The sequence below is a fragment of the Azospirillum sp. ST 5-10 genome (genome assembly GCF_051225715.1).
GTDB lineage: Bacteria > Pseudomonadota > Alphaproteobacteria > Azospirillales > Azospirillaceae > Azospirillum.
Genome location: NZ_JBPJSP010000006.1, coordinates 97,480 through 119,791 on the forward strand (window position 1 = coordinate 97,480; position 22,312 = coordinate 119,791).

Below are 22,312 nucleotides of genomic sequence, written 5' to 3' on the forward strand. Positions count from 1 at the left end.
AGGAGTGACGCGCCATAGCGATCCGCTGTGGGAAGACCGCCAACTCCTTCATGGGCGTGCTCCGTCTCAGGGCGGCTCTCGATTGGATCAAGCGCCGACAGGGCCTAAGAAGCTTCGCCCGGCCTGCACCACTCTCCTTAGAAGGTGTAGGTCAGGCCGAACAGAGCGGTCGGCTGTGTCGGCCGCTCGACGAGCGGGCTGTCCGCGGCGTCGCCGAGCAGGCGGGCGACGCCGATGGCGCCGACCGCGCTGATGCTGTCGGTGATGCGGTAGTTGGCGGCGACGCGGAAGGAGGCATCCCTGAAGCCGCTCGCTGGGTCGTAGCGATCGAGTCCCGATGCCGCGGCCTCGGACCGATCGATGCCGAAATAGCCCTGCATGTACCGTTGGTTTGCCCAGGTGAGGCCGAGCATCGGCGTGATCGTCAGACGGCCGGTCGCGTGGATGGGGTACGCGAGACCGGCGTTGACGAGGAGGCCGCGGTCGGTGTCGGTCACGGCCTGGGTGGCGGCGAGCGTGGCCACCGCTCCCCGGACTCGCGCCGACGCGAAGAGGCGCGCGCCCAGAGCCGAATCCACGCCGTCGATGCCGTCGGGGACGTCGTCCCCGTCGTAGCCCTGCACCCAGTTGACGCTCGCACCGGCGGTGAAGGTCGGGGTTTCGATGACGGTGACGCCGATGCCCTCGCCGGTCTTGGCGAAGAAGCGTCCGACCTGCACGTCGATGAGCGGCACGGGTTGCGCCGTGTACGCGTCGGACCCCAGGAACCGCGGGACCACCGCGACGCCCGCCCCGAGCGTCCAATGATCCGAGTCGTCCCGGTCGGGCGCGCCCGCGCCGAGATCCAGTTCGTCCGGTGGCTCGACATCGATGCCCGGTCCCGCCGCCGCGGTCGTCGGAGCGCCGAAAATCGCCGCAGCCAGGGTGAGCCACGCGCCGACGGCGATCGGCCGCCGCAGCGCAAAGACGGTCGTCATTCCTTCACTCCGCGAGTAAGATGCGCTGGCGCATCTCCTAACAGCCGCCAGCGTGGCCGTCAAGATGCGTTAATGTATCTTATTGGAGCGAAGATCCGATGAAGGGACGTCGACGGGGAACGGATCTCGAGGAGGCCCTTCTGGAGGCCACCTGGATGGAGCTGACGGAGCGTGGCGGCGGGTTGACGATGGAGGGCGTGGCGGCACGGGCCGGGACGAGCCGGCCGGTGATCGCCAGGCGCTGGAACGGGAAGGCCGAGCTCGCGATCGCGGCGATCCGACGGCAGATGGCGAAACACCCGCTCGACGTGGCCGACCACGGTGACGTTCGCACCGAGCTGCTGGAGTACCTGGAGCGCGCCTCCGCCCGCGCCACCGCGATCACCGCCGTCTTCACCCTGTTCTCGAGCGGGTATTTTCAGGAGACGTCATCGACGCCGGAAGATTTGCGAGCCACGTTGCGGGCGGGTGATACGGAGGCGCTTTCGCAGATCTTCAACAGGGCCGTGGAGCGTGGCGAGATCGATCCCCGGAAGCTCGTTCCTCCGGTCACCACGGTGCTGGGCGATCTGTTCCGTTGTCATGTTCTGATGACGTTTTCGCCGCCGCCACCGGCGTTGCGGGTGGACTGGGTCGACGCCATCTTCCTGCCGCTCGTCAGGACCGGTTGAGCCGGGACCGTCCCGATTTTCAGGGTTCGTCCGGCGTCGGGGGCGCGTCCGGCAGCGGCATCACGGGACCGACCTCCACGATGCCCGCCGGCCCGCCGGCCCGGCCTTCCTCGACGAGGGCGGCGCGGCGCTGGGCGTGCACGCTGCGCAACGCGGCGTAATAGTCGATGGAGTTCTTCTCCAGATCGTCGGTCATGGCGAGCATGCCGGCGCGCTGGTGCACGGTGCCGACACCGGTGTTGACCATCTGAACGGTCTCGATCGCGTCGCCGGGCACGAAGCCGAGCGGATTGGCGACCATTCCCGCCACCTCGCAGGCCAGATCGCGAACGTTCGACGGCCCCATCAGCGGAACCTGCAGGCTCGGGCCCGGACCCAGCCCCCAGACGCCGAAGGTCTGTCCGAAATCGGCGTCGTGGTGCGGAAGATCCCAGTCGGTCGCGACGTCGAACAGGCCGGCACCGCCGACCGTGGTGTTGACGACGAAGCGCTGGGTGGTGACCCAGGCGCGGTCGAAGTTCGCCTGCAGCACGTCGTTCACCAGGACTCCGGGCGCCGCGAGGTTGCGGCCGAAGTTGCCCAGACGGTCGCGGACGCCGTCCGGCACATGCTCCTGGTAGGCCCGGGCGACCGGCTGCAGGGCGTTGCGGTCGACCCACTGGTTGCCGGCGAAGATCACCCGGTTGGCGGGTTCGGCGGGGTCGTTCGCCTCCTCGTACGCGGCGCGCGCCTGCGGATCGGCCGGGACCTGCGCGCAGCCCAGCAGCGCCAGCAGGAAGACGGCCGCGGCGCCGCGACCGGGGCCGCCGGCCGCCGGCAAGGGGCTTGGCGTCGGGAGGGTGCCGTTCGAGATTCGTGATGGCATTGGAAAGCCCCCGATATAAGATCCATTTGCGCATCCTATCGCGCTTTCCGTGCTCGTCAAGATCCTTCAATGTATCTTATCGGGCCGTGCAAAGACGGTGGCGTCGTTTGCGCCGACGCGTCCGTGCGCAGCGGGGCGGGCGAGGGACGGCACGGGACGGCGTCGCGCCGGCGCCGTCAGGCGGTCCCGCTGCGCCGCCGCGCCGCGGGCTGCCGGGGAGCGTCCCCGGCGAGCGCGTCCGCCTCGACCACCAGCTCCCAGGCCTCGACGGCGGCGGTGCGGCCGGCCAGCGCGATCGCGCCGAGCGGCCGGGCGGGCAGCCGGTCGCCGACTCGGCGGTGCGTGTCGTCGCTGATGACGACGGCCACGCCGAGGCTCTTGGTCGCCGCCTCCAGCCGCGCGCCGATGTTCACGCTGTCGCCGACCACGGTGTAGTTCAGGCGCCCGGCGCCGCCGACGTTGCCGATCACCATCGGCCCGGTGTGGATGCCGACGCCGATGCGCAGTTCCTCCACCCCCCAGCGCCGCCAGCGCTCCCGTCCGGCGGCGGCGGCGCGCTGCATGGCCAGCGCGCAGCGGCAGGCGTCCAGCTCGGGCTGCGGGCCGGCGACGGGGGCGCCGAAGATGGCCATGATCCCGTCGCCCATGTACTTGTCGACGTAGCCGCCGTGGCGCAGCACCTCGGCGGCCATGGCCTCCAGATAGTCCCCCATCAGCCCGACCAGCGCCTCGGGCGCCAGCCGTTCCGACAGGCCGGTGAAGCCGCGGACGTCGGCGAACAGCACCGTCAACGTGCGCAGTTCGCCGCCCAGGCGCAGCTCCCCGGGGTGGCGGGCCAGGCGCTCGACCAGCGCGGGATGCAGGTACTGGGCGAAGGCGTCGCGGATGCGGCGCTGCTCGCGCCGGGTGCGGATGAGGGTGCCGCTGAGCACCGCCGCACCGCCCACCACCACCGCGGCGAGCGGGAAGGTCGCGGTCAGGATCAGGCCCCCGGCGACGAACGCCAGATGGACGGCGGCGGCGACCGCGAAAGCCAGGGCGCCCAGCGCCGTCAGCGCCGCCGCCGGCGGCAGCAGTGCCAGCGCGCCCGCCGCGGCGCCGGCGAGCGCGGTGACGCCGAGGTCGGCCAGCCTGGTCACCGCGTCGCGGCGCAGCAGGCGGTTGGTCAGCAGGCTCTCCACCACCGCGGCGTGCCGCTCCACACCCCACAGGGCCTCGCCGAAGGGGCTGGCGAGGCGGTCGGCCAGGCCGGTGACGGCGGCGCCGACCAGGACGGTGCGGCCGCGCAGCCGTTCCGGCACGACCGCCCCCTGCCAGAGGTCCGCCAGGCTGATCGTCTCGACCGTGCCGGCGGGGCCGAGATGGTTCACCGGCAGGCGCAGCGCGCCGTCGGTCGCCACCGGCTGCCCGCCGAGGTCGACGCCGAGCCCGGGCACCAGCCGCATCGCGTCGTGCGGGATGCCCAGGCGCAGGCGGGCGGTGACGAGGCTGAGGGCCGGGTACACGGCGTCGCCGCCGCGCACGGCCAGCGCCTCGTGCCGCGCCTGGCCGTCGGCGTCGGGGAACAGGTTGGCGTGGCCGACCGCGGCGGCGGCCCGCGCCAGCCTGGGGACGGGCACGACGACCCGCGCGGCGCCGGGCAGGGCGGCCAGTTGCTCCCGGCCGAGATCGACGTCGGGGAAGGCCGAGGCGCGCACCGCGGCGAGGCTGTCCGGGTCGGTGCCGTCCGCGGCGGCGCCCCCGGTGCCGCCCTCCGTGCCGGCCCCCAAGCCGGCGCCGGTGTCGACGTAGATCGGCAGCACGACGGCGCCCGAGCGTGCCATCGCCGCGGCGAGCGCGGCGTCGCCGCCGGGATCGGGGTCGGGCTCGACGAACAGCAGGTCGAGGACGATCGGCCCGGCGCCCGCCAGGCGCAGCCGGTCCACCAGCTCGGCCAGGCGCCGGCGCGGCCAGGGCCAGCGCCCGGCGGCCTCGACCGCCGCGTCGTCGGCCATCAGCACGACCACCTCGCCGCTGACGGGCTGCGCGCCGCGCAGATGGAAGCGCGCGTCGAGGGTCAGCGCCTCCAGCCGCGCCAGCGGCCCGGCGTCGCCGGCCACGACCTGCAGCACGACGAGGAGGAGGGTGACGGCGAGGCCGGCGCGCATGGCCGCGGCGCCTCAGGGCAGGGCGGTGGCGTCCGTCACCCCGCCGACCCGCGCCGGGCTCCAGCGCGCCGGCGGCGTGGGCGGCCGGCCGGGGGCGACGTCGGTCCCCTCGCCGGGCTCGAGCACCACTGGGCGGGCGGCGCCGGCGGCGGTGCCGCGGACGGCGACGCGGCCGTCCAGGGCCAGCACGCCGGTGCCCTCGGGCGTGATCACGACGATCCATTCGGTGGACCGCACGGAGGCGACGGCGGTCGGCGTGCGCACGTCGAAGCGCTGGCCGGGCCGCACCGTCTCGGCGATGCTGCGCAGGATGCCCCGGCCGAGCTCGAGGGCCGCGTCGCGCGTGCCGGCGCCGCCGGGCTGCGCGAAGCGGGCGACCGTCAGCGTCGACTCGACGCCGAGAACGCCGGTGCTGCCGTCGACGAAGCGGATGCGCAGCCGCCCCGCCGGGCCGGTGTTCAGCACGTCGCCGGGCTCCACCGCCATGCCGCGGACGACCGGCTCCGCCGCGCCGCCGCGCACCCGCTCGGCCTGGCCGATCAGCGTCACCACCTCGCCGACCGGCTGCGCCGCGGCGGCGCCGGCGAGCAGCAGCCACAGGACGGGAAGGAAGGCCAGACGGCGTGAGCGCACCATGGTCGCCTCCGGATCGCACGCCGCGGATGGTCGGGCCGCAATCGGCGGTACACAACAGTTTTCGCGACGCCCACCCGAAAGAGCGCGAGCGGGGCGGTCAGGCGCCCGCCGGGTGGTGCAGCACGGGCCGGGCGCGGGTGAAGCTCCGCCGTCCGGCCTTGAGGCCGAAGAGCGGCTGCGCCAGGGTGGCGACGGCGGCCGCCGGGTCCGGCGCGTCCAGCACCACGACGTCGGCCGGGGCGCCGGGGGCGATGCCGTAGTCCGCCAGGTTCATCAGCCGCGCCGCGTCGCGGGTGACCAGGGCGTAGCAGGCGGCGAGGTCGTCGGGCCGGCCGACCTGGGCGACGTTGGCGTAGAGGTTGGCCATGCGGACCAGCGAGGCGTCGCCGAACGGGGTGAAGGGGTTGAGCACGTTGTTGGTGGCGAGCGAGCAGGTCACCCCCGCGGCGGCCAGCCGGTGCACCGGCGTCACCCCCCGCGGCACCGCGTGGTCGTGCCCGCGCCCCATCAGGAACAGGTCGGTCGCCGGCAGGGCGGTGACCGCGACCCCGCAGTCGGCCAGCCGGCGGGCGACGGCGGCCAGCCGCGCCGGCGGCACCGCCGACAGCTTGGTGACGTGGCCGACGGCGACGCGCCCGCCCCAGCCGTGGGCCGCGGTCTGCCGGCACACCTCGTCCAGGTGCATCCAGCTCGGATCGGTGTCGAAGTCGAGATGGAGATCGACGTCGAGGTCGAAGCGCCGGGCCAGCGCGAAGACGCGGGCGATCTGCCCGTGCGGGTCGCTGTCGGTGTAGGGGCAGCCGCCGATCGCGTCGGCGCCCTCGGCGCAGGCCGCCTCCAGCAGCTCCTCGCAGCCGGGATCGTTGGTCAGCCCCTCCTGCGGGAAGACGCAGACCTGCAGGTCGACCGCCCAGGCGTAGGCGCGCTTCAGCCCGCGCACGGCGCGGAAGGCGCGCAGGCCGACGCGCGGGTCGACCTCGACGTGGGTGCGCATGCGCGTCGTCCCCTGGACGATCGCCCGCTCCAGGGTGCGGGCGCCGCGCGCTGCCACGTCCTCCTCGGTGAAGGCGCGCTTGGCGGCGGCGACCTCGCGGATGGCCTCGGCCAGCGTGCCCTCGCGGCAGGCGCAGCGCTCCTGGATGCAGGACTTGTCCAGGTGGATGTGGGTCTCGACGAACCCCGCCATCGCCAGCCGGCCGCCCAGCTCCTCCACCGGCCCGTCGCCGGGCAGGTCCGGCGCCACCGCGGCGATGCGTCCGCCGCGGATGCCGATGTCGACGAGGCCCGAGGCACCGGGGCCCGAGGCACCGGGGCCGGAACCACCGGCGCTGTCGAGGCGGGCGCCGCGGAGCAGGAGATCGAAGGCCATGGGGACACCCGTCGCAGCGCCGTGGCGAGGCGGACAGGATGGCGGCGACCGGGGCCCGTTGCCAAGCCGAAAGCGGGCGGCCCCGGGACGGTCGGCGCCGCTCCCGCGCTCAGCCGCGGAACCCGCCCCCCGCCACCAGCACCTCGCCGCTGATGTAGTCCGCCTCCGGCAGGCACAGCAGATAGACCGCGCCGGCCGCCTCCTCCGGCGTGCCGCCGCGGCCGAGCGGGATCAGCCCCTCCATGCGGGCGATCGTCTCCGGGGGAAGGCCCATCGGCACCGACCTGCCGGCGATCACCGCCGTCCCGCCGCCGGAGCCGACCGGCTCGGTCATGCGGGTCCTGATCCAGCCGAAGGCGACGCAGTTGACGCAGACGTTGTAGCGTCCCCACTCCTTGGCCAGGGTCCTGGTCATGCCGACCACCGCCGCCTTGCCGGCGGCGTAGGCGATCTGCCCGGGGTTGCCGGACAGGCCGGCGATCGAGGAGACGTTGACCACCTTGCGCGACACCACCCGCCCGGCCTCCGCCTCGGCCTTCGCGGCGGCGCGGATGTAGCCGGCGGCGGCGCGCAGGATGCGGAACGGCGCGGCGGCGTGGACGTCGAGCATGGCCTGCCATTGCTCGTCCTCGACCTTCTGCACGACGGCGTCCCAGGCGTAGCCGGCGTTGTTGACGATGATGTCGATGCGGCCCCAGCGGTCGAGGGCGGCGCCGACGAAGCGCGCGCCGAAGTCGGCGGCGACGACGTCGCCGACCACGGCGAGCGCCTGCGTGCCGGCCGCCCGCACCGCGGCCACGGTCTCCGCCGCCGGTGCCTCGTCGAGGTCGTTGACGACCACCCACGCCCCCTCGGACGCCAGCTTCAGCGCGATGGCGCGGCCGATTCCCCGGCCGGAGCCGCTGACCAGGGCCACCTTTCCGTCGAGCTTTCCCACGTCGTTCCTCCCCCGTTCGCGTCGGACGGACGCCGCCTCACATGCCGAGATACGCCCGCTGCACCGCCGGATCGTCGAGCAGGGCGGCGGCCGCGCCGGACTGGACGATCTCGCCGGTGCGCAGCAGATAGCCGCGGTCGGAGACCGCCAGCGCCGCCGCGGCGTTCTGCTCCACCAGCAGCATGGTCACCCCGTCCGCCCGGAGGGCGGCGATGGCGTCGAACACCTGGTCGACGAGCAGCGGCGACAGGCCGAGCGACGGCTCGTCGAGCAGCAGGAGCCGCGGCCGCGCCATCAGGGCGCGGCCGATGGCCAGCATCTGCTGCTGCCCGCCCGACAGCGCCCCGGCCGCCGTGCCGCGGCGTTCCGCCAGCGCCGGGAACAGCGCGTAGACGCGCTCCATGTCGCCGCGCACGCCGCGGTCGCGGCGGGCGTAGGCGCCGAGGCGCAGGTTCTGCTCGACCGTCAGCGGCCCGAAGACCTGCCGCCCCTCGGGCGACTGGGCGATGCCGCGGGCGACGCGCTGCGACGCCCGCAGCCGCTCGATCGCCTCGCCGTCGTAGCGGATGCGGCCGGCGGTGATCGGCTGCACGCCGGAGATCGCCCGCAGCAGGGTGGTCTTGCCCGCCCCGTTCGAGCCGACCAGCGCCACCACCTCGCCGGCCGCGACGGCGAGGTCGACGCCCTTGAGCACCTCGACCCGGCCGTAGGCGCTCCGCAGCCCCTCAACCCGCAGCATGGACGCCCGCCTCCTTCGTGCCGTGGCGGCCGAGATAGGCCTCGATCACCCGGGGATCGTTGCGCACCTCGGCCGGGGTGCCGGACGCCAGGACCGTGCCCCGGTTGAGCACCAGGATGCGGTCGGACAGGGTCATCACCAGGCGCATGTCGTGCTCGATCAGGACGACGGTCAGGTCGGGCCCGGCGATGGCGCGGACCAGCGCCTCGATCTCCGCCGTCTCGGTGGCGTTGCAGCCGGCGGCGGGCTCGTCGAGCAGCAGCAGGCGCGGTTCGGCCGCCAGCGCGCGGGCGATCTCCAGCCGCTTCAGCTCGCCGTAGGCGAGGGCGGCGGCGCTCTCGTCGGCCCGGTGCGCCAGCCCGACCCGGTCGAGCAGGTCGAGCGCGTCGCGCCGCGTCGCCGCGTTCTGGCGGCGCACCGACGGCAGGCCGAGCAGGTCGGCCAGCAGCGAGGTGCGTTCGGCGCGGTTGCGGCCGACCATCACGTTCTCGGCCACCGTCATGCGGAAGAAGATCTGCAGGTTCTGGAAGCTGCGCGACAGGCCGCGGCGGGCCAGCCGGTGCGGCGCCAGCCCGGTCACGTCGCCGCCCAGCAGCTCGATCCGCCCGGACCCCGGCCGGTAGAGCCCGGAGACGATGTTGAACAGCGTGGTCTTGCCCGCCCCGTTGGGACCGATGATGGCGAAGATCTCGCCCGCCGCGACGGTGAAGCTCACGTCGGCCAGCGCCTGCACGCCGCCGAAGCGGATGCCGACGTTGTCGGCTCTCAGCACCGCCGTCATCGCGCCGGCTCCAGCGCGCGGCGCAGGCCGGGCACGATGCCGTGGCGCATGAAGATCATGAAGAGGATGATGGTGAGGCCGATCAGCCCGGTCTCGTAGTCCTCGAACACCGTCAGCACCTGCGGCAGCAGGACCATGAAGGCGGCGCCGACGATGGCGCCGAACACCGAGCCGATGCCGCCGACGACGACCATCGTCACCAGCTCGACCGACTGCAGGAAGCCGGCCGTCGCCGGCGCCGCGAAACCGTTCATCAGCGCCAGCAGCGACCCCGCCAGCGAGGCGTAGCCGGCGGCGATGACGAAGGCGGCCAGCTTCCGGCCGGCCACGTCGATGCCCAGCACGCCGGCCGCCACCTCGCTGTCGTGCAGCGCGCGGAAGGCGCGTCCGCTCGGGCTGGCCTTGAGGTTGAGCGCCAGCAGCGTGCCGGCCAGCAGGAAGGCGGCGGTGATCCAGTACCACACGCTGGCCCCGGCCAGCCGCGTGCCGAACAGGACGACGCGCGGCACCGGCATGCCGTCGGGACCGCCGGTCAGCGCCGGCTCGCTGACGATGACGAGCGCCACCAGGTAGCCGAAGCCGAGCGTGCCGAGCGACAGGTAATGGCCCTTCAGCCGCAGCACCGGGCGGCCGATGGCGAAGGCGACCAGGCAGGACAGCGCCGTCGCCAGGGCTGCGCACGCCAGCGGGTCGAGGCCGAGGTGGGCCGGGCCGATGGCGACGGTGTAGCTGCCGATCCCCATGAAGGCGGCGTGCCCCAGGCTGACCTGCCCGGCCTCGCCCATCAGCACGTTCAGCCCCACCGCCGCCAGGCCGTAGACCCACACCAGCGCGGCGAGCCGCAGGTGGAAGCCGCTGCCGGACAGCAGCGGCACGAGGACGATCAGTCCGACCAGCACGAGAAGGCCGCCGTGGCTGGACATCAGCAGGCGCCGCATGGCTAGACCCTCTCGAGCTTGGAGGCGCCCAGCAGGCCGCCGGGCAGGAACATCAGCACGCCGAGCATGGCGACGAAGGCGACCGCGTCCTTGTAGGTGGAGCTGACGTAGCCCGCCCCGAACGATTCCAGGAGGCCGATGGAGAGGCCGCCGACCACCGCCCCCAGCGGGTTGCCCATGCCGCCCAGCATCGCCGCGGCGAAGCCCTTGAGCGCCAGCAGGGTGCCGATGTCGTAGCGGGTCAGCGTGATCGGCGTGACCAGGATGCCGCCGACGGCGCCGATCACCGCCGAGACGACGAAGGCCAGCGCGAAGATGCGCGGCACCTCGATGCCGACGAGGCGCGCCGCCAGCCGGTTGGCCGCCGTGGCGCGCACCGCGAAGCCGACCAGCGTGCCGCCGAGCAGCGCGCGCAGCGCCACGAACATCACGCCGGCGCCGAGGAGCACCCACAGGCTCTGCACCGGCAGCATGGCGCCGCCGACGGCGATGGCGGCGTCGCCGGTGAAGGACGGCAGGCGGTGGATCTGCTTGCCGAAGACGATCTGGGCGATGCCGCGCAGCAGCAGCGAGGCGCCGATGGTGATGATGATCAGCGTCGCCGGCGGCGCGTCGCGCACCGGCGCGATCGCCAGGCGCTCCAGCAGGAACCCGGCCGCCGCCGCCGCCGCGACGGCGGTGACCGCGGCCAGCGGCAGCGGCACCCCGGCGGCGAACAGCACCGCCGAGGTCATGCCGCCGATCATCAGGAACTCGCCCTGGGCGAAGTTCACGACGTCCGACGCGTTGTAGATCAGGGTGAATCCCAGGGCCACGAGGGCGTAGACCGAGCCGACCGTGACGCCCGAGAAGCCGAACTGCAGGAACTCGGCCATCGCCGCCCGCCCTCAATCCTCGAGGATGACGAAGGAGCCGTTCTTCACCTCGACCATCCGGAAGGCCGAGAGATCGAGGCCCAGGTGATCCTCGGCGGTCATGATGAAGGTGCCGGTGACGCCGACCTGCGGCCCCAGCGTCTCCAGCGCGTCGCGGGTCTTCGCCGGATCCGTCGTCCCGGCCTTCCGCCACGCCGTCATCAGGAGGTTCAGGGCGTCGTAGGCGAAGCCGCCGAACATCCCCGCCGGCTCGCCGTACTTTGCCTTGTATTCCGCGGCGTAGCGGGTGACCACCTTGTGCTGCGGGTCGTCCGGCGGGAGCTGGTCGGCCACCAGCACCGCCGGTGCCGGCAGCTTCACGCCTTCCGTCGCCGGGCCGGTGAGGGCGATGTAGCCGGGCGAGGCGACGCCGGCGCTCTCGTACAGCGGCAGGGCGATGCCGAGCTGGCGGTAGTTGCGGGCGAGGACGCTCGCGGTCTCGCCGAAGCCGGTGTGCACCACCGCCTGCACCCCGTCGGCCCCGCGCACCTTGGTGAGCTGGGGCGTCATGTCGCTGTCCTGCGGCCCGTGGCGCTCGTCGACGGCGATGGCGACGCCGTAGTCCTGCGCCTTGGCGAGGCATTCGCCGCGCATCGAGTTGCCGTAGCTGTCGGTGCCGGAGATCAGGGCGATCCGCGTCAGGCCGCGCGCCTTCAGGGTCTCGAAGATCTTCTGGCACTGCATGCGGTCGGTGTGGCCGATCTTGAAGACCCAGGGCTTGAGCGGCTCGGCGATCTGCACGCCGCCGCCCAGCGCCATCACCGGCACCTTGGCCTCGGTGCCGACGGCGCCGACGGCCAGCGACGGGCCGGTCAGGGTGGCGCCGACGATCGCCACGACCCCGTCGTCCTCGATCAGGCGCTGGGCGAAGAGGCGCGCCTTGTTGGCGTCGGCCCCGTCGTCGTAGACGGTCAGCGCGATGCTCTCGCCGTCGACGCCGCCGGCGGCGTTGATGGCGTCGACGTAGAGCTCGAGCGTGCGCTTCTCCGGCTCGCCGAGGAAGGCGGCCGGCCCGGTGACGGACAGCACCGCGCCCAGCCGGATCTCGGCCCGCGCCGGCGCCGTGGCGGCCACCAGGGCGGACAGGCCGGCGGCGGCCAGAATGGTCCTCTTCATGTGTTCCCTCCTTGCGGTTTCGCCGTCTTCACGCGGCGCTGATGGTGTAGGGGATGGGCATGCCGAGCAGGGCGCGCCGCGCCCGCTCCGCGTCGGCGGCGGCGACGCGGACGGTGGCGCCGGAATCCGACACCTCCAGCGCGCAGGCGGCGGGATCGATCCCGGCCGTGCGCAGCGCGTCCTCGACGCCGCGCCGGGCGGCGAGGACGCGCAGCGCCGGCTTGAAGATCTTGCCGACCGGGGTGAGCGGCAGCGCGTCCAGAACCGTGACGTGGCGCGGCCGCGCCGCCGGTTCGGCCACCAGCGGCTCGACGAAGCGGGCGAGGTCGCCGCCGCCGACACGGCTTCCCTCGCGCACGGTGACGTAGGCCACCGGAAGCTCGCCGGCGTAGGCGTCGGGCTGGCCGACCGCGGCGGCGACCAGAACGTCGGGATGGCGCAGCAGCGCGTCCTCGATCACCGCCGGGTCGATGTTGTGGGCGCCGCGGATGATCACGTCCTTGGCGCGCCCGGTGACGTGGACGCGCCCCTCGGCGTCGACGTGACCGAGGTCGCCGCTGACCAGCCAGCCGCCCGGTTCGAACGTGCCGGGATTGCGTGACACGTCGCTGTAGCCGGGGCCGACGTTGGGGCCGCGCAGGGCGATGATCCCCGTCTCCCCCGGCGCCAGGGGCGCCGACAGGTCGGCCCCGCCGGCCCCGGGGCGGAAGGCGCGCACCTCGGTGAAGGGCAGGCGCACGCCGGTCGAGCCGGGGGTGCGCGGGCCGTGGAACGGCTCGACGGTGACGACGCCGGCGCACTCCGTCATGCCGAGGACGTTGCGCACCGGCGCGCCGGTGTGGCGCTCGAAGGCGTCGGCCAGCTCGGCCGGCAGCGGCGAGCCGCCGGTCAGGGTGAGCCGCAGCGAGGCGATGTCGGCGTCCACCGGCACCGCGTTGCAGGCGGCGATGAAGGTCGGCACCGCGCCGAGGCAGGTGACGCGATGGCGCTCCACCTGCCGCCACAGGGTGGAGACGAAGGCGCGGTTGCGCATGCCCAGCCGGGTCGGGATCAGCGTGGCCGCGCCGGCGGCGATGGCGGCGAGCCCGTAGACGAAGCTGCCGGCGACGTGGAACAGGGGGAAGCCGTTGACCACCACGTCGGCCGGCCCGAGGTCGCCCATCGCCGCGACGCCGCGGGCGACGAAGGCCTGGTTGCGGTGGCTGTGCCGGGCCAGCTTGGGCGCGCCGGTGGTGCCGCCGGTGTGGAAGAAGGCGGCCAGCCGGTCGGGCGGCGGGGCGTCGTCGAAGCGGTCGGACTCGGCGGCCAGCAGGTCCTCGAACCGCCCGTCGGAGCCGGGGGCGTCGGCCTCGGCGCCGGCGTCGAGGATGTGGCGCACGCAGCCGGCCTCGCGGATCGCCGGCACGGCGCGGTCCCAGATGTCGACGTCCGGGTTGGGGCCGCAGACCACCGCCACGCTCGCCCGCGCCGCCCGCAGGATGCCGCGCAGATGGTCGGGGCGCAGCATGGGGTTCACGGGGCAGGCGCGGGCCGCCGCCTCGGCGCCCCACAGGGCGACCTGGCCGGCCGGGACGTGCGGCATGAGCAGCGCCACCGATTCGTCGGGGCCGACGCCGAGGCGGCGGAACAGGTTGGCGGCCCGGCACACCGACCGGTACAGGGCGTCGAAGGTGATCCGCTCGTCCTCCTCCGGCGCGCCGATGCGCCGCAGGTGGAGGAGGGCGGTGGCGTCCGGTCGGGCCGTCGCGGCGGCGCGCAGCAGGGCGAAGGGCGTCGGCTCCGGCAGGAACGCGTCCATGCCGAGGGCCTCGATGGCGGCGACGTCCTCGGCGCCGCGCAGGCGGAATCCTTCCTGCACCGTCTTCCTCCCGTGTCCCGTGGATCGGACCGCGTTGGCCGCGGCCCCCGTGTTCGGGTCAGGCCGCGCTCCGGGCGGCCTTGGCCTGTCGCAGGTTGTCGTCGACGCGGCGCAGCAGGCCCAGCAGCGCCGCCTTCTCCTCCTCGGTCATGCCGTGGGTCAGGCGCTCCTCGTGCTGGCGGACCAGCGGGCGGATGCGGGCGAGCGCCTTGGCGCCCTTGGCGGTCAGCCACACCCCCTTGGCGCGGCGGTCGGTGGGCGAGTCGCGGCGCGCCACCAGCCCCTCCGCCTCCAGCTTGTCGAGGATCGGCACCAGGCTGGAGCGCATGAGGTGGACGGCCTCGGCCAGCCGGGCCTGCGGCATGCCGGGGTTGTTCTCGATGAGGGTGAGCAGGCCGAAATAGCGCGGCACCACGCCGAACCGGCGCAGCCCCTCCTCGAAATCCTTGAAGGCGGCGATCTGCACCAGGCGGATGCGGAAGCTGACGAGATCGCCGATGAAGCTGAAATCCATTCGCCGTCCCTCCGGCGCCGATGATTGACAGAGCTGATTGGTTTTCACAAGATAGGTTTCTATCGAACAAGTTTGCGAAAATCAATATGGGAGTCGAGCGGAATGGGCGTGGTGCTGTGGGAGCGACGCGGCGCGGTGGCGGTGATCACCCTCAACCGGCCGGAGGTGCGCAACGCCATCGACCCCGAAATGGCCTGCCGCCTGGTGGAGGCCTACGCCCGGGCCGCCGAGGACCCGGAGGTGCGGGTGCTGGTGGTGACCGGGGCCGGGCCGGCCTTCTGCTCGGGCGGCGACCTGGAGAAGAGCCTGCCGTTGCTGACCGGGGCGCGGCAGCCGCAGGACGAGTTCGAGCGCCGGGTGGCCGCCGACCCCGACCTGCTCGTCCGGGCCGCGCTGCGCGACGCCCTGGACAAGCCGGTCATCGCCGCCGTCAACGGCCATTGCCTGGCTGGCGGCACCGAGCTCCTGCTCGGCACGGACATCCGCATCGCCGCGGAGGAGGCGGTCTTCGGCCTGCCCGAGGTGCGCCACGCCCTGGTGCCGTTCGCCGGCGCGCTCAGCCGGCTGCCGCACCAGGTGCCGCTGTGCGCGGCGATGGAGATGATGCTGGTCGGCGACCCGCTGCCGGCCGCCGACGCCCTGCGGCTCGGCCTGGTCAACCGGGTGGTGCCCGCGCACGCGGTCCTGCCGCACGCCCTGCAGGTCGCCGAGCGCATCGCCGGCAACGGGCCGCTGGCCGTGCGCGAGATCAAGCGCACCGTCCGGGCCAGCCTCGGGCGCTCCGAGGAGGAGGCGTTCCGCCTGGAGGACGCGGCGCGCGAGCGGGTGATGTCCAGCGCCGACGCCCGTGAAGGTCCGGCCGCGTTCCTGGAGAAGCGGCCGCCGGCGTACCGGGGGGCATAGCGCCCCCCGGTACGCCATCGCACCCGCCGCCGGGCCGGGCCCCCCGGAGGAGAGAGGCTCAGCCCGCGGACACGGCGTCGCGGATCGCCCGTCCCCCTTCAGTCCTCGCCGGCGACCGGCTCGGTGAAGCCGGCGAGGTGGCGGTAGAGGTCGAGCTTCAGGTGGTTGTTGGCTTCGGCCGCGGCCACCAGGGCGCGGTAGCGCTCGGGGTTGTCGCGCTCCACCATGCGGAAGCGCGCCTCGTTGGCCATGAACGTCGCCAGCGGCACCGACGGGGCGTCGCTGTCCAGCTCCAGCGGCGCCTCGCCGCGGTCGAGGCGGCGCGGATCGTAGCGGTAGAGCGGCCAGTGGCCGCTGTCCACCGCCAGCTTCTGCTGCGCCAGGCCGTTGGCGAGGTCGTAGCCGTGGGCGATGCAGTGGCTGTAGGCCAGGACCAGCGACGGACCGCGGTAGCTCTCGGCCTCGACGAGCGCGTTCAGCGTCTGGGAATCGCGGGCACCGAAGGCGGTGCGGGCGACGTAGACGTGCTCGTAGGCCATGGCGATCAGGCCGAGGTCCTTCTTGGCGACGGCGCGGCCGGCGGTGGCGAACTTGGCCGAGGCGCCGATGGGGGTGGCCTTGGACTGCTGGCCGCCGGTGTTGGAGTAGACCTCCGTGTCCATCACCAGCACGTTCACGTCGCGCCCCGAGGCCAGCACGTGGTCGAGGCCGCCATAGCCGATGTCGTAGGCCCAGCCGTCGCCGCCGACGATCCACACCGTCCGGCGCACGAGGTGCTCGGCCAGTTCGGCCAGCCGCCGCGCCGCCGGGTCGCGCCGGTCGGCGAGGAGTGCCCGCAGGTCGGCGACGCGGGCGCGCTGGGCGGCGATGCCGGCCGCGTCGTCCTGCCGGGCCGTCATCAGCGCCTCGACCAGGCGGCCGTCGAGACCGGCCGACAGCGAGCCGAGCAGGGTCTTGGCCTGCGCCGTCAGCTGGTCCAGTGCGACGCGCAGGCCGAGGCCGAACTCGGCGTTGTCCTCGAACAGCGAGTTGGCCCAGGCCGGCCCGCGCCCGTCGGGGCCGGTGGTGTAGGGCGTGGTCGGCAGGTTGCCGCCGTAGATCGACGAGCAGCCGGTGGCGTTGGCGATCAGCATGCGGTCGCCGAAGAGCTGGGTCAGCAGCTTGATGTAGGGCGTCTCGCCGCAGCCGGCGCAGGCCCCCGAGAACTCGAAGAGCGGCTGCAGCAGCTGGGTGTGCTTGACCGTCGTCGGGATGCGGTCGCGCGGCGCCTCGGGCAGGGTCAGGAAATAGTCGAAGGCGGCCTGCAGCCCCGGCTGCTCGGCGAGCGGCCGCATCTCCAGGCCCTTGCGCGTCGGGTCGGCCTTGTCCTTGGCCGGGCAGGCGGCGACGCACAGCGAGCAGCCCGTGCAGTCGCCGGGCGACACCTGCAGGGTGTAGCGCGCGCCGGGGAACTCGCGGCCGCGGTAGGGCAGGGTGGCGAAGCCGGCCGGGGCGTCGGCCAGCGCCGCGTCCGGCACCGCCTTGGCGCGGATCACCGCCTGCGGGCAGACCAGCGTGCACTTGTTGCACTGGATGCAGGCCGCGGCGTTCCACACCGGCACCTCGGTGGCGATGGAGCGCCGCTCGAACCGGGAGGTGCCGCTGGGCCAGGTGCCGTCCACCGGGAAGGCCGAGACCGGCAGCCGGTCGCCGTGGCCGGCGATCATGGCGGCGGTCACCCGGCGGACGAAGTCGGGCGCGCCGTCCGGCACCGCCGGCGGCCGGTCGTGGCCGGCCTCGGCGCGGTCGGGCAGGGGGATGCGCCTGAGGTTGGCCAGGGCCTGGTCGACGGCGGCGAAGTTGCGCCGCACCACCTCCTCGCTGCGCCGCCCGTAGGTCTTGGCGATCGCCGCCTTGATGTCGGCGACGGCGTCGGCGTGGGGCATCACCTTGGCCAGCGCGAAGAAGCAGGTCTGCATGATGGTGTTGATGCGCCGCCCCAGACCGGTGTCGCGCGCCACCGCGGTGGCGTCGACGGTGTAGAGCGCCACCCGCCGGTCGATGCAGGCCTGCTGCACCTCGCGCGGCAGCGCCGCCCACACCTCCTCCGGCGTGCCGGGGGCGTTGAGCAGCACGGTGGCGCCGGGTGCCGCCATCTCCACCACCTCCATGCGCTCCAGGAGCGGGAAATGGTGGCAGGCGACGAACTGCGCCCGGCCGATCAGGTAGGGGGCGTGGATCGGCCGCGGCGAGAAGCGCAGGTGCGACACGGTGGTCGACCCGGACTTGCGGCTGTCGTAGACGAAATAGGCCTGGGCGTACCCGCTGGTGTGCTTCTGGATGATCTTGATGGAGTTCTTGTTGGCTCCCACCGTGCCGTCGGCGCCCAGCCCGAAGAAGACGGCGCGCGACACCTCCGCGCCCTCGATGTCGAAGGCCGGGTCCCAGGGGATCGAGGTGTGGGTGACGTCGTCGTCGATGCCGACGGTGAAGCGCCGCTTCGGGCGGTCGCGCCGCAGCTCGTCGAACACGGCCTTGGCCATGGCCGGCGTGAACTCCTTGGACGACAGGCCGTAGCGGCCGCCGATCACCACCGGCTCGGCGACCCGGCTGCCGGCGGCGCGCGCCTCGGCCAGCGCCGCCACCACGTCGAGGTAGAGCGGCTCGCCGACGGCGCCCGGCTCCTTGGTGCGGTCGAGTACGGCGATGCGTCGCACGCCGGCCGGCAGGGCGGTCGCGAACTCGGCGACGGCGAAGGGCCGGAACAGGCGGACCACCAGGCAGCCGACCCGCTCGCCGCGCTCGGCCAGGTGGCGCGCCGTCTCGGCGCAGGTCTCGGCGCCCGAGCCCATGGCGACGACGACCCGCTCGGCGTCGGGGTGGCCGACGTAGTCGTAGAGGTGATAGCGCCGCCCGGTGCGGGCCGCCAGCCGGTCCATCATCTCCTGGACCACGGCGGGGCAGGCCTCGTAGTAGCGGTTGATCGCCTCGCGGGCCTGGAAGAAGACGTCCGGGTTCTGCGCCGTGCCGCGCACCGCCGGGTGGTCGGGGCTGAGGCCGCGGCGGCGGTGCGCGGCGACCGCGTCGTCGTCGAGGAGCGCGCGGAGGTCGTCGTCGGACAGCCGCTCGGCGCGGTTCACCTCGTGGGAGGTGCGGAAGCCGTCGAAGAAGTGCAGGAACGGCACGCGCGCCCGCAGGGTCGCGGCGTGCGCCACCAGGGCCAGGTCGTGCGCCTCCTGGACGTTGGTCGAGGCCAGCATAGCGAAGCCGGTCTGGCGGCAGGCCATGACGTCGGAATGGTCGCCGAAGATGGAGAGCGCGTGGGTCGCCAGGGTGCGCGCCGCCACGTGCATGCAGAAGGGGGTGAGCTCGCCGGCGATCTTGTACATGTTGGGGATCATCAGCAGCAGCCCCTGCGACGCCGTGAAGGTCGTCGCCAGCGTGCCCGCCTGCAGGGCGCCGTGGACGGCGCCGGCCGCCCCGCCTTCGGACTGCATCTCCACCACCTGCGGGACGTCGCCCCACACGTTGGTGGCGCCGTGGGCGGCCCATTCGTCGGACAGCTCGCCCATCGCGGAGGAGGGGGTGATCGGGTAGATCGCGATCACCTCGCTGGCGCGGTAGGCGACCGACGCCGCGGCCTCGTTGCCGTCCATGACGGCGATGTCCTTGCCTGTGCTCATCGGCAATGTCTTTCCCGGACGTTGTTCGCAGGATCGATGTCCAAGCCGCCGCCCGCGTCCCGACCTCGAACTGGGGTCGCCTGGAAGCCGGCGTTCGCACGGATTCCGGAGCGCATGCGGGCCCGCCTCGGGCCTTCCTCACGGACGGTTCTTCGCACTGTTTTTTTGAGCAACGGGCGGGCGCCGCGCCTCGCCTCTCAGCCGGACATCAACGATACGGCAGGGAATCGCGGTGCAGAAAGCGCGGAGTGGCCGCCGCCACCGTGTTGCGGCAGCGTGTCGCACAACGTGTCGGCACCCCACCCGTCGCCCTCGCCGAAACCGGCCACCGGCACCATGTATTACTTGAGCGCGGCGCGGTAATACGGAGGCGACGATGGCGACGACGGTGACGAGCAAGGGTCAGGTGACGATCCCGAAGCCGATTCGTGACTTTCTCGGCATCGAGCCCGGCAGCGCGGTCGACTTCCACCTCGCGGAGGACGGGCGGGTGGTGCTGACCAAGATCGATGCCGAGCCGCGGCGCAGCCGGTTCGAGCGTCTGCGAGGCAGCGCCACGCGACGCCTCAGCACCGAGGACATCATGGCCCTGACCCGCGGCGAGGGAGCGTGACGCTCGTCGACACCAACGTTCTCCTGGATGTCGTGACCGACGATCCCGTCTGGGGCTCCTGGTCGCTGCAGCGGCTCGAGGCCGCGGGACTCGGCGGTGCGCTGCTCATCAACGCCGTCATCTACGCCGAACTGTCCATCGGTTACGACCGCATCGAGGACTTGGATGCGGTGCTGGCCGACGCGGGCATCACCGTCGAGCCCATCCCCCGCGACGCGCTGTTCCTGGCGGGGAAGGCGTTTCTGAGCTATCGCGCGACGGGCGGGACAAAGACGGGCGTGTTGCCGGACTTCTTCATCGGCGCGCACGCCGCCGTCGCCGATCTCGCCCTGCTGACGCGCGACGTGCGGCGCTACCGCCGCCACTTCCCGACGGTGCGGCTGATCGCTCCCGATCGATGACGCGCCGTCGCCACGACCGTGGGTGGCGACGGCGCTTGCCCTCAGAACCGGTAGGTCGCGGTGAGCGACAGGGCGTGGTGGCGGACGTTGCCGGACTCCGTGGTCAGGCCGCCGGAGGACTCCGTCGTCGCCGAGTCCGTCCAGATGAAGCGGTAGCGGGCGCCGACGGAGACCGCGTCGGAGACCGCGTAGTCGAACCCGACCATGGCGTTGGCGGCGAAGTCGACGTTGGTCGTCTTCGAATCGACGGTGAAGCTGCCGATGTTGCTGACGGTGGCGCTGTCCACCTTGGCCTCGTAGGCGCTGGCGCCGATGCCGGCGCCGACGTAGGGGGAGAAGCCCTTGCGGCCGAGCGGCGTGACGATGGCGTTCACGAATCCCAGCCAGTTCGTGACGTGGCCGTCGAACTTGGTCCCGCTGACGGCGAACCCGCCGGCGGTCAGCGTGCCGTCGAAGCTGTCATAGGTGTAGCGGGAATAGGCGATGTCCGCTTCGGCCGCCAGATACGGGTTGAAGTGGTAGCCGGCGCGCAGATCGACGAGGACCCCGGGCTTGTACGACAGCTTGCCGGAGCCCGACACCGGCGCGCCGGCGAACGCTCCGGTGAGCGTCTGGTCGGTGTCGGTGGGGATCAGCACGCCGGCCGACAGGCCGACATAGGCATCGCCGAAGGTCGCGGTCACCGACTGCGGCGTCTGCGCCGCGGCGTGCGACAGCGTGGCGGCGGCGAGGACCGCCGTGATCGGTAGGATGTGTTTCACGGGCACGAATCTCCAGATCATCGGGTCGCACCGACAGGGTGGTACGGGCGGTCGTCACCGCGCGCGCGCATCGATCCCCAGAGGAATCAATACGCAATCGTACGAATGCAAGTTGAACATATCCTGCTTTTCGGTGATCGCGGGCCAGCGCCGGTTGCGGGGCGGAGTCGTCCCGCTCACGCGTGAAGCAGCGGCCGCACCGTGTCGCGGGCGGCGAGGAATCCCTCCATGGCGAGCGCGATGCCGCCGATGGGCACGGCGTCGGCGCCCAGCGGCGACACCATCAGCTTGAGGCCGGACAGGGTGGGCGCCAGGGCGTGGCGGGCGAGCGCCCGCTCCAGGGCCGGCAGGACGACGTCGGCGACCAGGGTCAGTGCTCCGCCGAGCAGCACCAGGGAGGGGTTGAGCAGATTGACGACGTGCGACACCGCCAGCCCCAGGTAGCCGCCGACCTCCTCCAGCAGGGCGGTCACCACGGGGTCGCCGGCCGCCGCCGCCGCGGCCACCTCGGCGAGATCGGGCAGCGGGCGGCCCTGCTCGGCCAGCCGGCTGAGGATCGCCGATTCGGAGACGTAGGTCTCCAGGCAGCCGCGCTTGCCGCAGCCGCAGGGCCGGCCGTCGGCCACCACCGTGACGTGGCCGATCTCCCCGGCGAAGCCCGAGGCGCCGCGGTAGAGCCGGCCGCCCAGGAACAGCCCGCCGCCGACGCCGGAATGGCCGGTGAGGTAGAGGAAGTCCTCGACGGCGCGGCAGGCGCCGAACAGGCGTTCGGCCAGCGCCGCCGCCTTGGTGTCGTTGTCGGCGTAGACGGGCGCGTCGAGGGCGGCCTGCAGCAGCGGCTGGATCGGCGCGTCGCGCCAGCCCAGGTTGGGCGCCAGCACCAGCCGGCCGCTGCGGTCCATCAGGCCGGGCAGGCCGATGCCGATGCCGCGCACCGGCCGGCCGCCGCCGCTGGCCGCCACCGCCCGGTCGATGCCCTCGTGCAGGCGCCGCAGCGCCTCGCCGATGTCGCGGCTGCCGGGGATCTGCACCTGCCCGAGCACCGTGCCGGCGAGCGTGGCGGTGAGGATGCGGATCGTCACCGGCTCCAGCCGCGCCCCCACCAGCAGCCCGGCCGACGGGCTGATCGCCAGCGCCGTCTCCGGCCGGCCGACCCGGCGCACCCGCCGGGTCGCCGCGCGCGCCGGCTCGGTGCGCTCGATCAGCCCCTCCTCCATGAGCTGGGCGACGATCGCCGAGGTCGTCGCCTTGTCCAGCCCGGTCAGCTGCACGAGGTCGCGCTGCGAGCAGTGCGGGTGCTCGCGCAGCGCATGGAAGGTCCGGATCACGTTGAGCCGCCGGATCGATGCCGAGTTGACGCTGGCGCGCATGCACGTCCTCTTCCCGAATCGCCGCCGATCATACGTCCTCTGGACGGTCGATCATACGTCCTCTGGACGGTCGCCGGTACGCCGTCGACGTCCCCTCCGCCCCCCTCCCGAAGCGGGTTGACGCCGCCGCCGAGGAAGCG

Annotated in this window: 20 protein-coding genes; 4 read left to right on the forward strand and 16 right to left on the reverse strand. The window is 73.4% G+C overall.

The features are described from left to right. Positions 1 to 137: 137 nt before the first annotated feature. On the reverse strand, positions 138 to 977 hold the full coding sequence (locus tag ACSBPG_RS09355) for a MipA/OmpV family protein (protein ID WP_435536879.1): 840 nt from the start codon (positions 975 to 977) through the stop codon (positions 138 to 140). Between the two features lie 98 nt (positions 978 to 1,075). Here ACSBPG_RS09355 and ACSBPG_RS09360 point away from each other — a divergent pair, with 98 nt between their 5' ends. Beyond that, entirely contained in the window at positions 1,076 to 1,648 is a 573-nt protein-coding gene (locus ACSBPG_RS09360; RefSeq protein WP_435536880.1) for a TetR/AcrR family transcriptional regulator, read from the forward strand. A gap of 19 nt (positions 1,649 to 1,667) precedes the next feature. Here ACSBPG_RS09360 and ACSBPG_RS09365 read toward each other — a convergent pair whose 3' ends face one another. From ACSBPG_RS09365 to ACSBPG_RS09420, 12 genes are all read right to left on the reverse strand, one after another. Further along, positions 1,668 to 2,513, reverse strand: coding sequence for an MlaA family lipoprotein (locus ACSBPG_RS09365; protein ID WP_435536881.1), 846 nt, complete (start codon positions 2,511 to 2,513; stop codon positions 1,668 to 1,670). 176 nt (positions 2,514 to 2,689) lie between these two features. Further along, entirely contained in the window at positions 2,690 to 4,660 is a 1,971-nt protein-coding gene (locus ACSBPG_RS09370) for a CHASE2 domain-containing protein (protein WP_435536882.1), read from the reverse strand. 12 nt (positions 4,661 to 4,672) lie between these two features. Continuing rightward, a complete protein-coding gene (locus ACSBPG_RS09375) occupies positions 4,673 to 5,296 on the reverse strand; it encodes a FecR family protein (RefSeq protein WP_435536883.1) in 624 nt (207 codons plus the stop codon). 97 nt (positions 5,297 to 5,393) lie between these two features. Further along, entirely contained in the window at positions 5,394 to 6,665 is a 1,272-nt protein-coding gene (locus ACSBPG_RS09380; protein ID WP_435536884.1) for an amidohydrolase family protein, read from the reverse strand. 109 nt (positions 6,666 to 6,774) lie between these two features. After that, positions 6,775 to 7,602 carry an SDR family NAD(P)-dependent oxidoreductase gene (locus tag ACSBPG_RS09385; protein ID WP_435536885.1) on the reverse strand — a complete coding sequence of 276 codons (828 nt, stop codon included), beginning with the start codon at positions 7,600 to 7,602 and terminating at the stop codon, positions 6,775 to 6,777. Between the two features lie 37 nt (positions 7,603 to 7,639). Further along, on the reverse strand, positions 7,640 to 8,341 hold the full coding sequence (locus tag ACSBPG_RS09390; RefSeq protein WP_435536886.1) for an ABC transporter ATP-binding protein: 702 nt from the start codon (positions 8,339 to 8,341) through the stop codon (positions 7,640 to 7,642). Further along, entirely contained in the window at positions 8,328 to 9,122 is a 795-nt protein-coding gene (locus ACSBPG_RS09395) for an ABC transporter ATP-binding protein (protein WP_435536887.1), read from the reverse strand. The genes ACSBPG_RS09390 and ACSBPG_RS09395 overlap by 14 nt, the downstream gene beginning before the upstream one ends. Next, positions 9,119 to 10,060, reverse strand: a complete 942-nt coding sequence (locus ACSBPG_RS09400; protein ID WP_435536888.1) for a branched-chain amino acid ABC transporter permease — start codon at positions 10,058 to 10,060, stop codon at positions 9,119 to 9,121. The genes ACSBPG_RS09395 and ACSBPG_RS09400 overlap by 4 nt, the downstream gene beginning before the upstream one ends. Positions 10,061 to 10,062: 2 nt before the next feature. Beyond that, the gene (locus ACSBPG_RS09405; protein WP_435536889.1) at positions 10,063 to 10,935 is read right to left on the reverse strand and encodes a branched-chain amino acid ABC transporter permease; all 873 of its coding nucleotides are present in this window, start codon (positions 10,933 to 10,935) and stop codon (positions 10,063 to 10,065) included. Between the two features lie 12 nt (positions 10,936 to 10,947). After that, on the reverse strand, positions 10,948 to 12,090 hold the full coding sequence (locus ACSBPG_RS09410; RefSeq protein ID WP_435536890.1) for an ABC transporter substrate-binding protein: 1,143 nt from the start codon (positions 12,088 to 12,090) through the stop codon (positions 10,948 to 10,950). A 28-nt stretch (positions 12,091 to 12,118) separates the two neighbouring features. Next, positions 12,119 to 13,948 (reverse strand): AMP-binding protein, encoded by a 1,830-nt coding sequence (locus tag ACSBPG_RS09415; RefSeq protein ID WP_435536891.1) that lies wholly within the window; start codon positions 13,946 to 13,948, stop codon positions 12,119 to 12,121. Positions 13,949 to 14,006: 58 nt separating this feature from the next. Continuing rightward, the gene (locus tag ACSBPG_RS09420; protein ID WP_435536892.1) at positions 14,007 to 14,462 is read right to left on the reverse strand and encodes a MarR family winged helix-turn-helix transcriptional regulator; all 456 of its coding nucleotides are present in this window, start codon (positions 14,460 to 14,462) and stop codon (positions 14,007 to 14,009) included. 102 nt (positions 14,463 to 14,564) lie between these two features. Between ACSBPG_RS09420 and ACSBPG_RS09425 the strand changes: the two genes are divergently transcribed. Beyond that, positions 14,565 to 15,365: an enoyl-CoA hydratase/isomerase family protein gene (locus ACSBPG_RS09425; protein WP_435536893.1), complete on the forward strand. Its 801-nt coding sequence runs from the start codon at positions 14,565 to 14,567 to the stop codon at positions 15,363 to 15,365. A 98-nt stretch (positions 15,366 to 15,463) separates the two neighbouring features. Here ACSBPG_RS09425 and nifJ read toward each other — a convergent pair whose 3' ends face one another. Then, entirely contained in the window at positions 15,464 to 19,027 is a 3,564-nt protein-coding gene (gene nifJ, locus ACSBPG_RS09430) for a pyruvate:ferredoxin (flavodoxin) oxidoreductase (protein ID WP_435536894.1), read from the reverse strand. Positions 19,028 to 19,403: 376 nt separating this feature from the next. Between nifJ and ACSBPG_RS09435 the strand changes: the two genes are divergently transcribed. Both ACSBPG_RS09435 and ACSBPG_RS09440 read left to right on the forward strand, forming a co-directional pair. Continuing rightward, complete coding sequence (locus tag ACSBPG_RS09435; RefSeq protein WP_435536895.1) at positions 19,404 to 19,640, forward strand: AbrB/MazE/SpoVT family DNA-binding domain-containing protein; 237 nt, start codon at positions 19,404 to 19,406, stop codon at positions 19,638 to 19,640. Beyond that, complete coding sequence (locus ACSBPG_RS09440; protein ID WP_435536896.1) at positions 19,637 to 20,041, forward strand: type II toxin-antitoxin system VapC family toxin; 405 nt, start codon at positions 19,637 to 19,639, stop codon at positions 20,039 to 20,041. Before ACSBPG_RS09435 ends, ACSBPG_RS09440 begins: the two co-directional genes overlap by 4 nt. Positions 20,042 to 20,082: 41 nt before the next feature. Here ACSBPG_RS09440 and ACSBPG_RS09445 read toward each other — a convergent pair whose 3' ends face one another. Both ACSBPG_RS09445 and ACSBPG_RS09450 read right to left on the reverse strand, forming a co-directional pair. Beyond that, on the reverse strand, positions 20,083 to 20,802 hold the full coding sequence (locus ACSBPG_RS09445) for an outer membrane protein (protein WP_435536897.1): 720 nt from the start codon (positions 20,800 to 20,802) through the stop codon (positions 20,083 to 20,085). A 176-nt stretch (positions 20,803 to 20,978) separates the two neighbouring features. Further along, positions 20,979 to 22,172, reverse strand: coding sequence for an ROK family transcriptional regulator (locus ACSBPG_RS09450; RefSeq protein ID WP_435536898.1), 1,194 nt, complete (start codon positions 22,170 to 22,172; stop codon positions 20,979 to 20,981). Positions 22,173 to 22,312 lie beyond the last annotated feature (140 nt).

Excerpts from the sequence above, each read along its gene's own strand:
- ACSBPG_RS09400 (WP_435536888.1), bottom strand. The coding sequence starts at position 10,060 with ATGCGGCGCCTGCTGATGTCCAGCCACGGCGGCCTTCTCGTGCTGGTC.
- ACSBPG_RS09390 (WP_435536886.1), bottom strand. The coding sequence starts at position 8,341 with ATGCTGCGGGTTGAGGGGCTGCGGAGCGCCTACGGCCGGGTCGAGGTG.
- ACSBPG_RS09420 (WP_435536892.1), bottom strand. The coding sequence starts at position 14,462 with ATGGATTTCAGCTTCATCGGCGATCTCGTCAGCTTCCGCATCCGCCTG.
- ACSBPG_RS09355 (WP_435536879.1), bottom strand. The coding sequence starts at position 977 with ATGACGACCGTCTTTGCGCTGCGGCGGCCGATCGCCGTCGGCGCGTGG.
- ACSBPG_RS09450 (WP_435536898.1), bottom strand. The coding sequence starts at position 22,172 with ATGCGCGCCAGCGTCAACTCGGCATCGATCCGGCGGCTCAACGTGATC.
- ACSBPG_RS09375 (WP_435536883.1), bottom strand. The coding sequence starts at position 5,296 with ATGGTGCGCTCACGCCGTCTGGCCTTCCTTCCCGTCCTGTGGCTGCTG.
- ACSBPG_RS09405 (WP_435536889.1), bottom strand. The coding sequence starts at position 10,935 with ATGGCCGAGTTCCTGCAGTTCGGCTTCTCGGGCGTCACGGTCGGCTCG.
- ACSBPG_RS09365 (WP_435536881.1), bottom strand. The coding sequence starts at position 2,513 with ATGCCATCACGAATCTCGAACGGCACCCTCCCGACGCCAAGCCCCTTG.
- nifJ (WP_435536894.1), bottom strand. The coding sequence starts at position 19,027 with ATGAGCACAGGCAAGGACATCGCCGTCATGGACGGCAACGAGGCCGCG.
- ACSBPG_RS09360 (WP_435536880.1), top strand. The coding sequence starts at position 1,076 with ATGAAGGGACGTCGACGGGGAACGGATCTCGAGGAGGCCCTTCTGGAG.
- ACSBPG_RS09380 (WP_435536884.1), bottom strand. The coding sequence starts at position 6,665 with ATGGCCTTCGATCTCCTGCTCCGCGGCGCCCGCCTCGACAGCGCCGGT.
- ACSBPG_RS09370 (WP_435536882.1), bottom strand. The coding sequence starts at position 4,660 with ATGCGCGCCGGCCTCGCCGTCACCCTCCTCCTCGTCGTGCTGCAGGTC.
- ACSBPG_RS09425 (WP_435536893.1), top strand. The coding sequence starts at position 14,565 with ATGGGCGTGGTGCTGTGGGAGCGACGCGGCGCGGTGGCGGTGATCACC.
- ACSBPG_RS09410 (WP_435536890.1), bottom strand. The coding sequence starts at position 12,090 with ATGAAGAGGACCATTCTGGCCGCCGCCGGCCTGTCCGCCCTGGTGGCC.
- ACSBPG_RS09435 (WP_435536895.1), top strand. The coding sequence starts at position 19,404 with ATGGCGACGACGGTGACGAGCAAGGGTCAGGTGACGATCCCGAAGCCG.
- ACSBPG_RS09395 (WP_435536887.1), bottom strand. The coding sequence starts at position 9,122 with ATGACGGCGGTGCTGAGAGCCGACAACGTCGGCATCCGCTTCGGCGGC.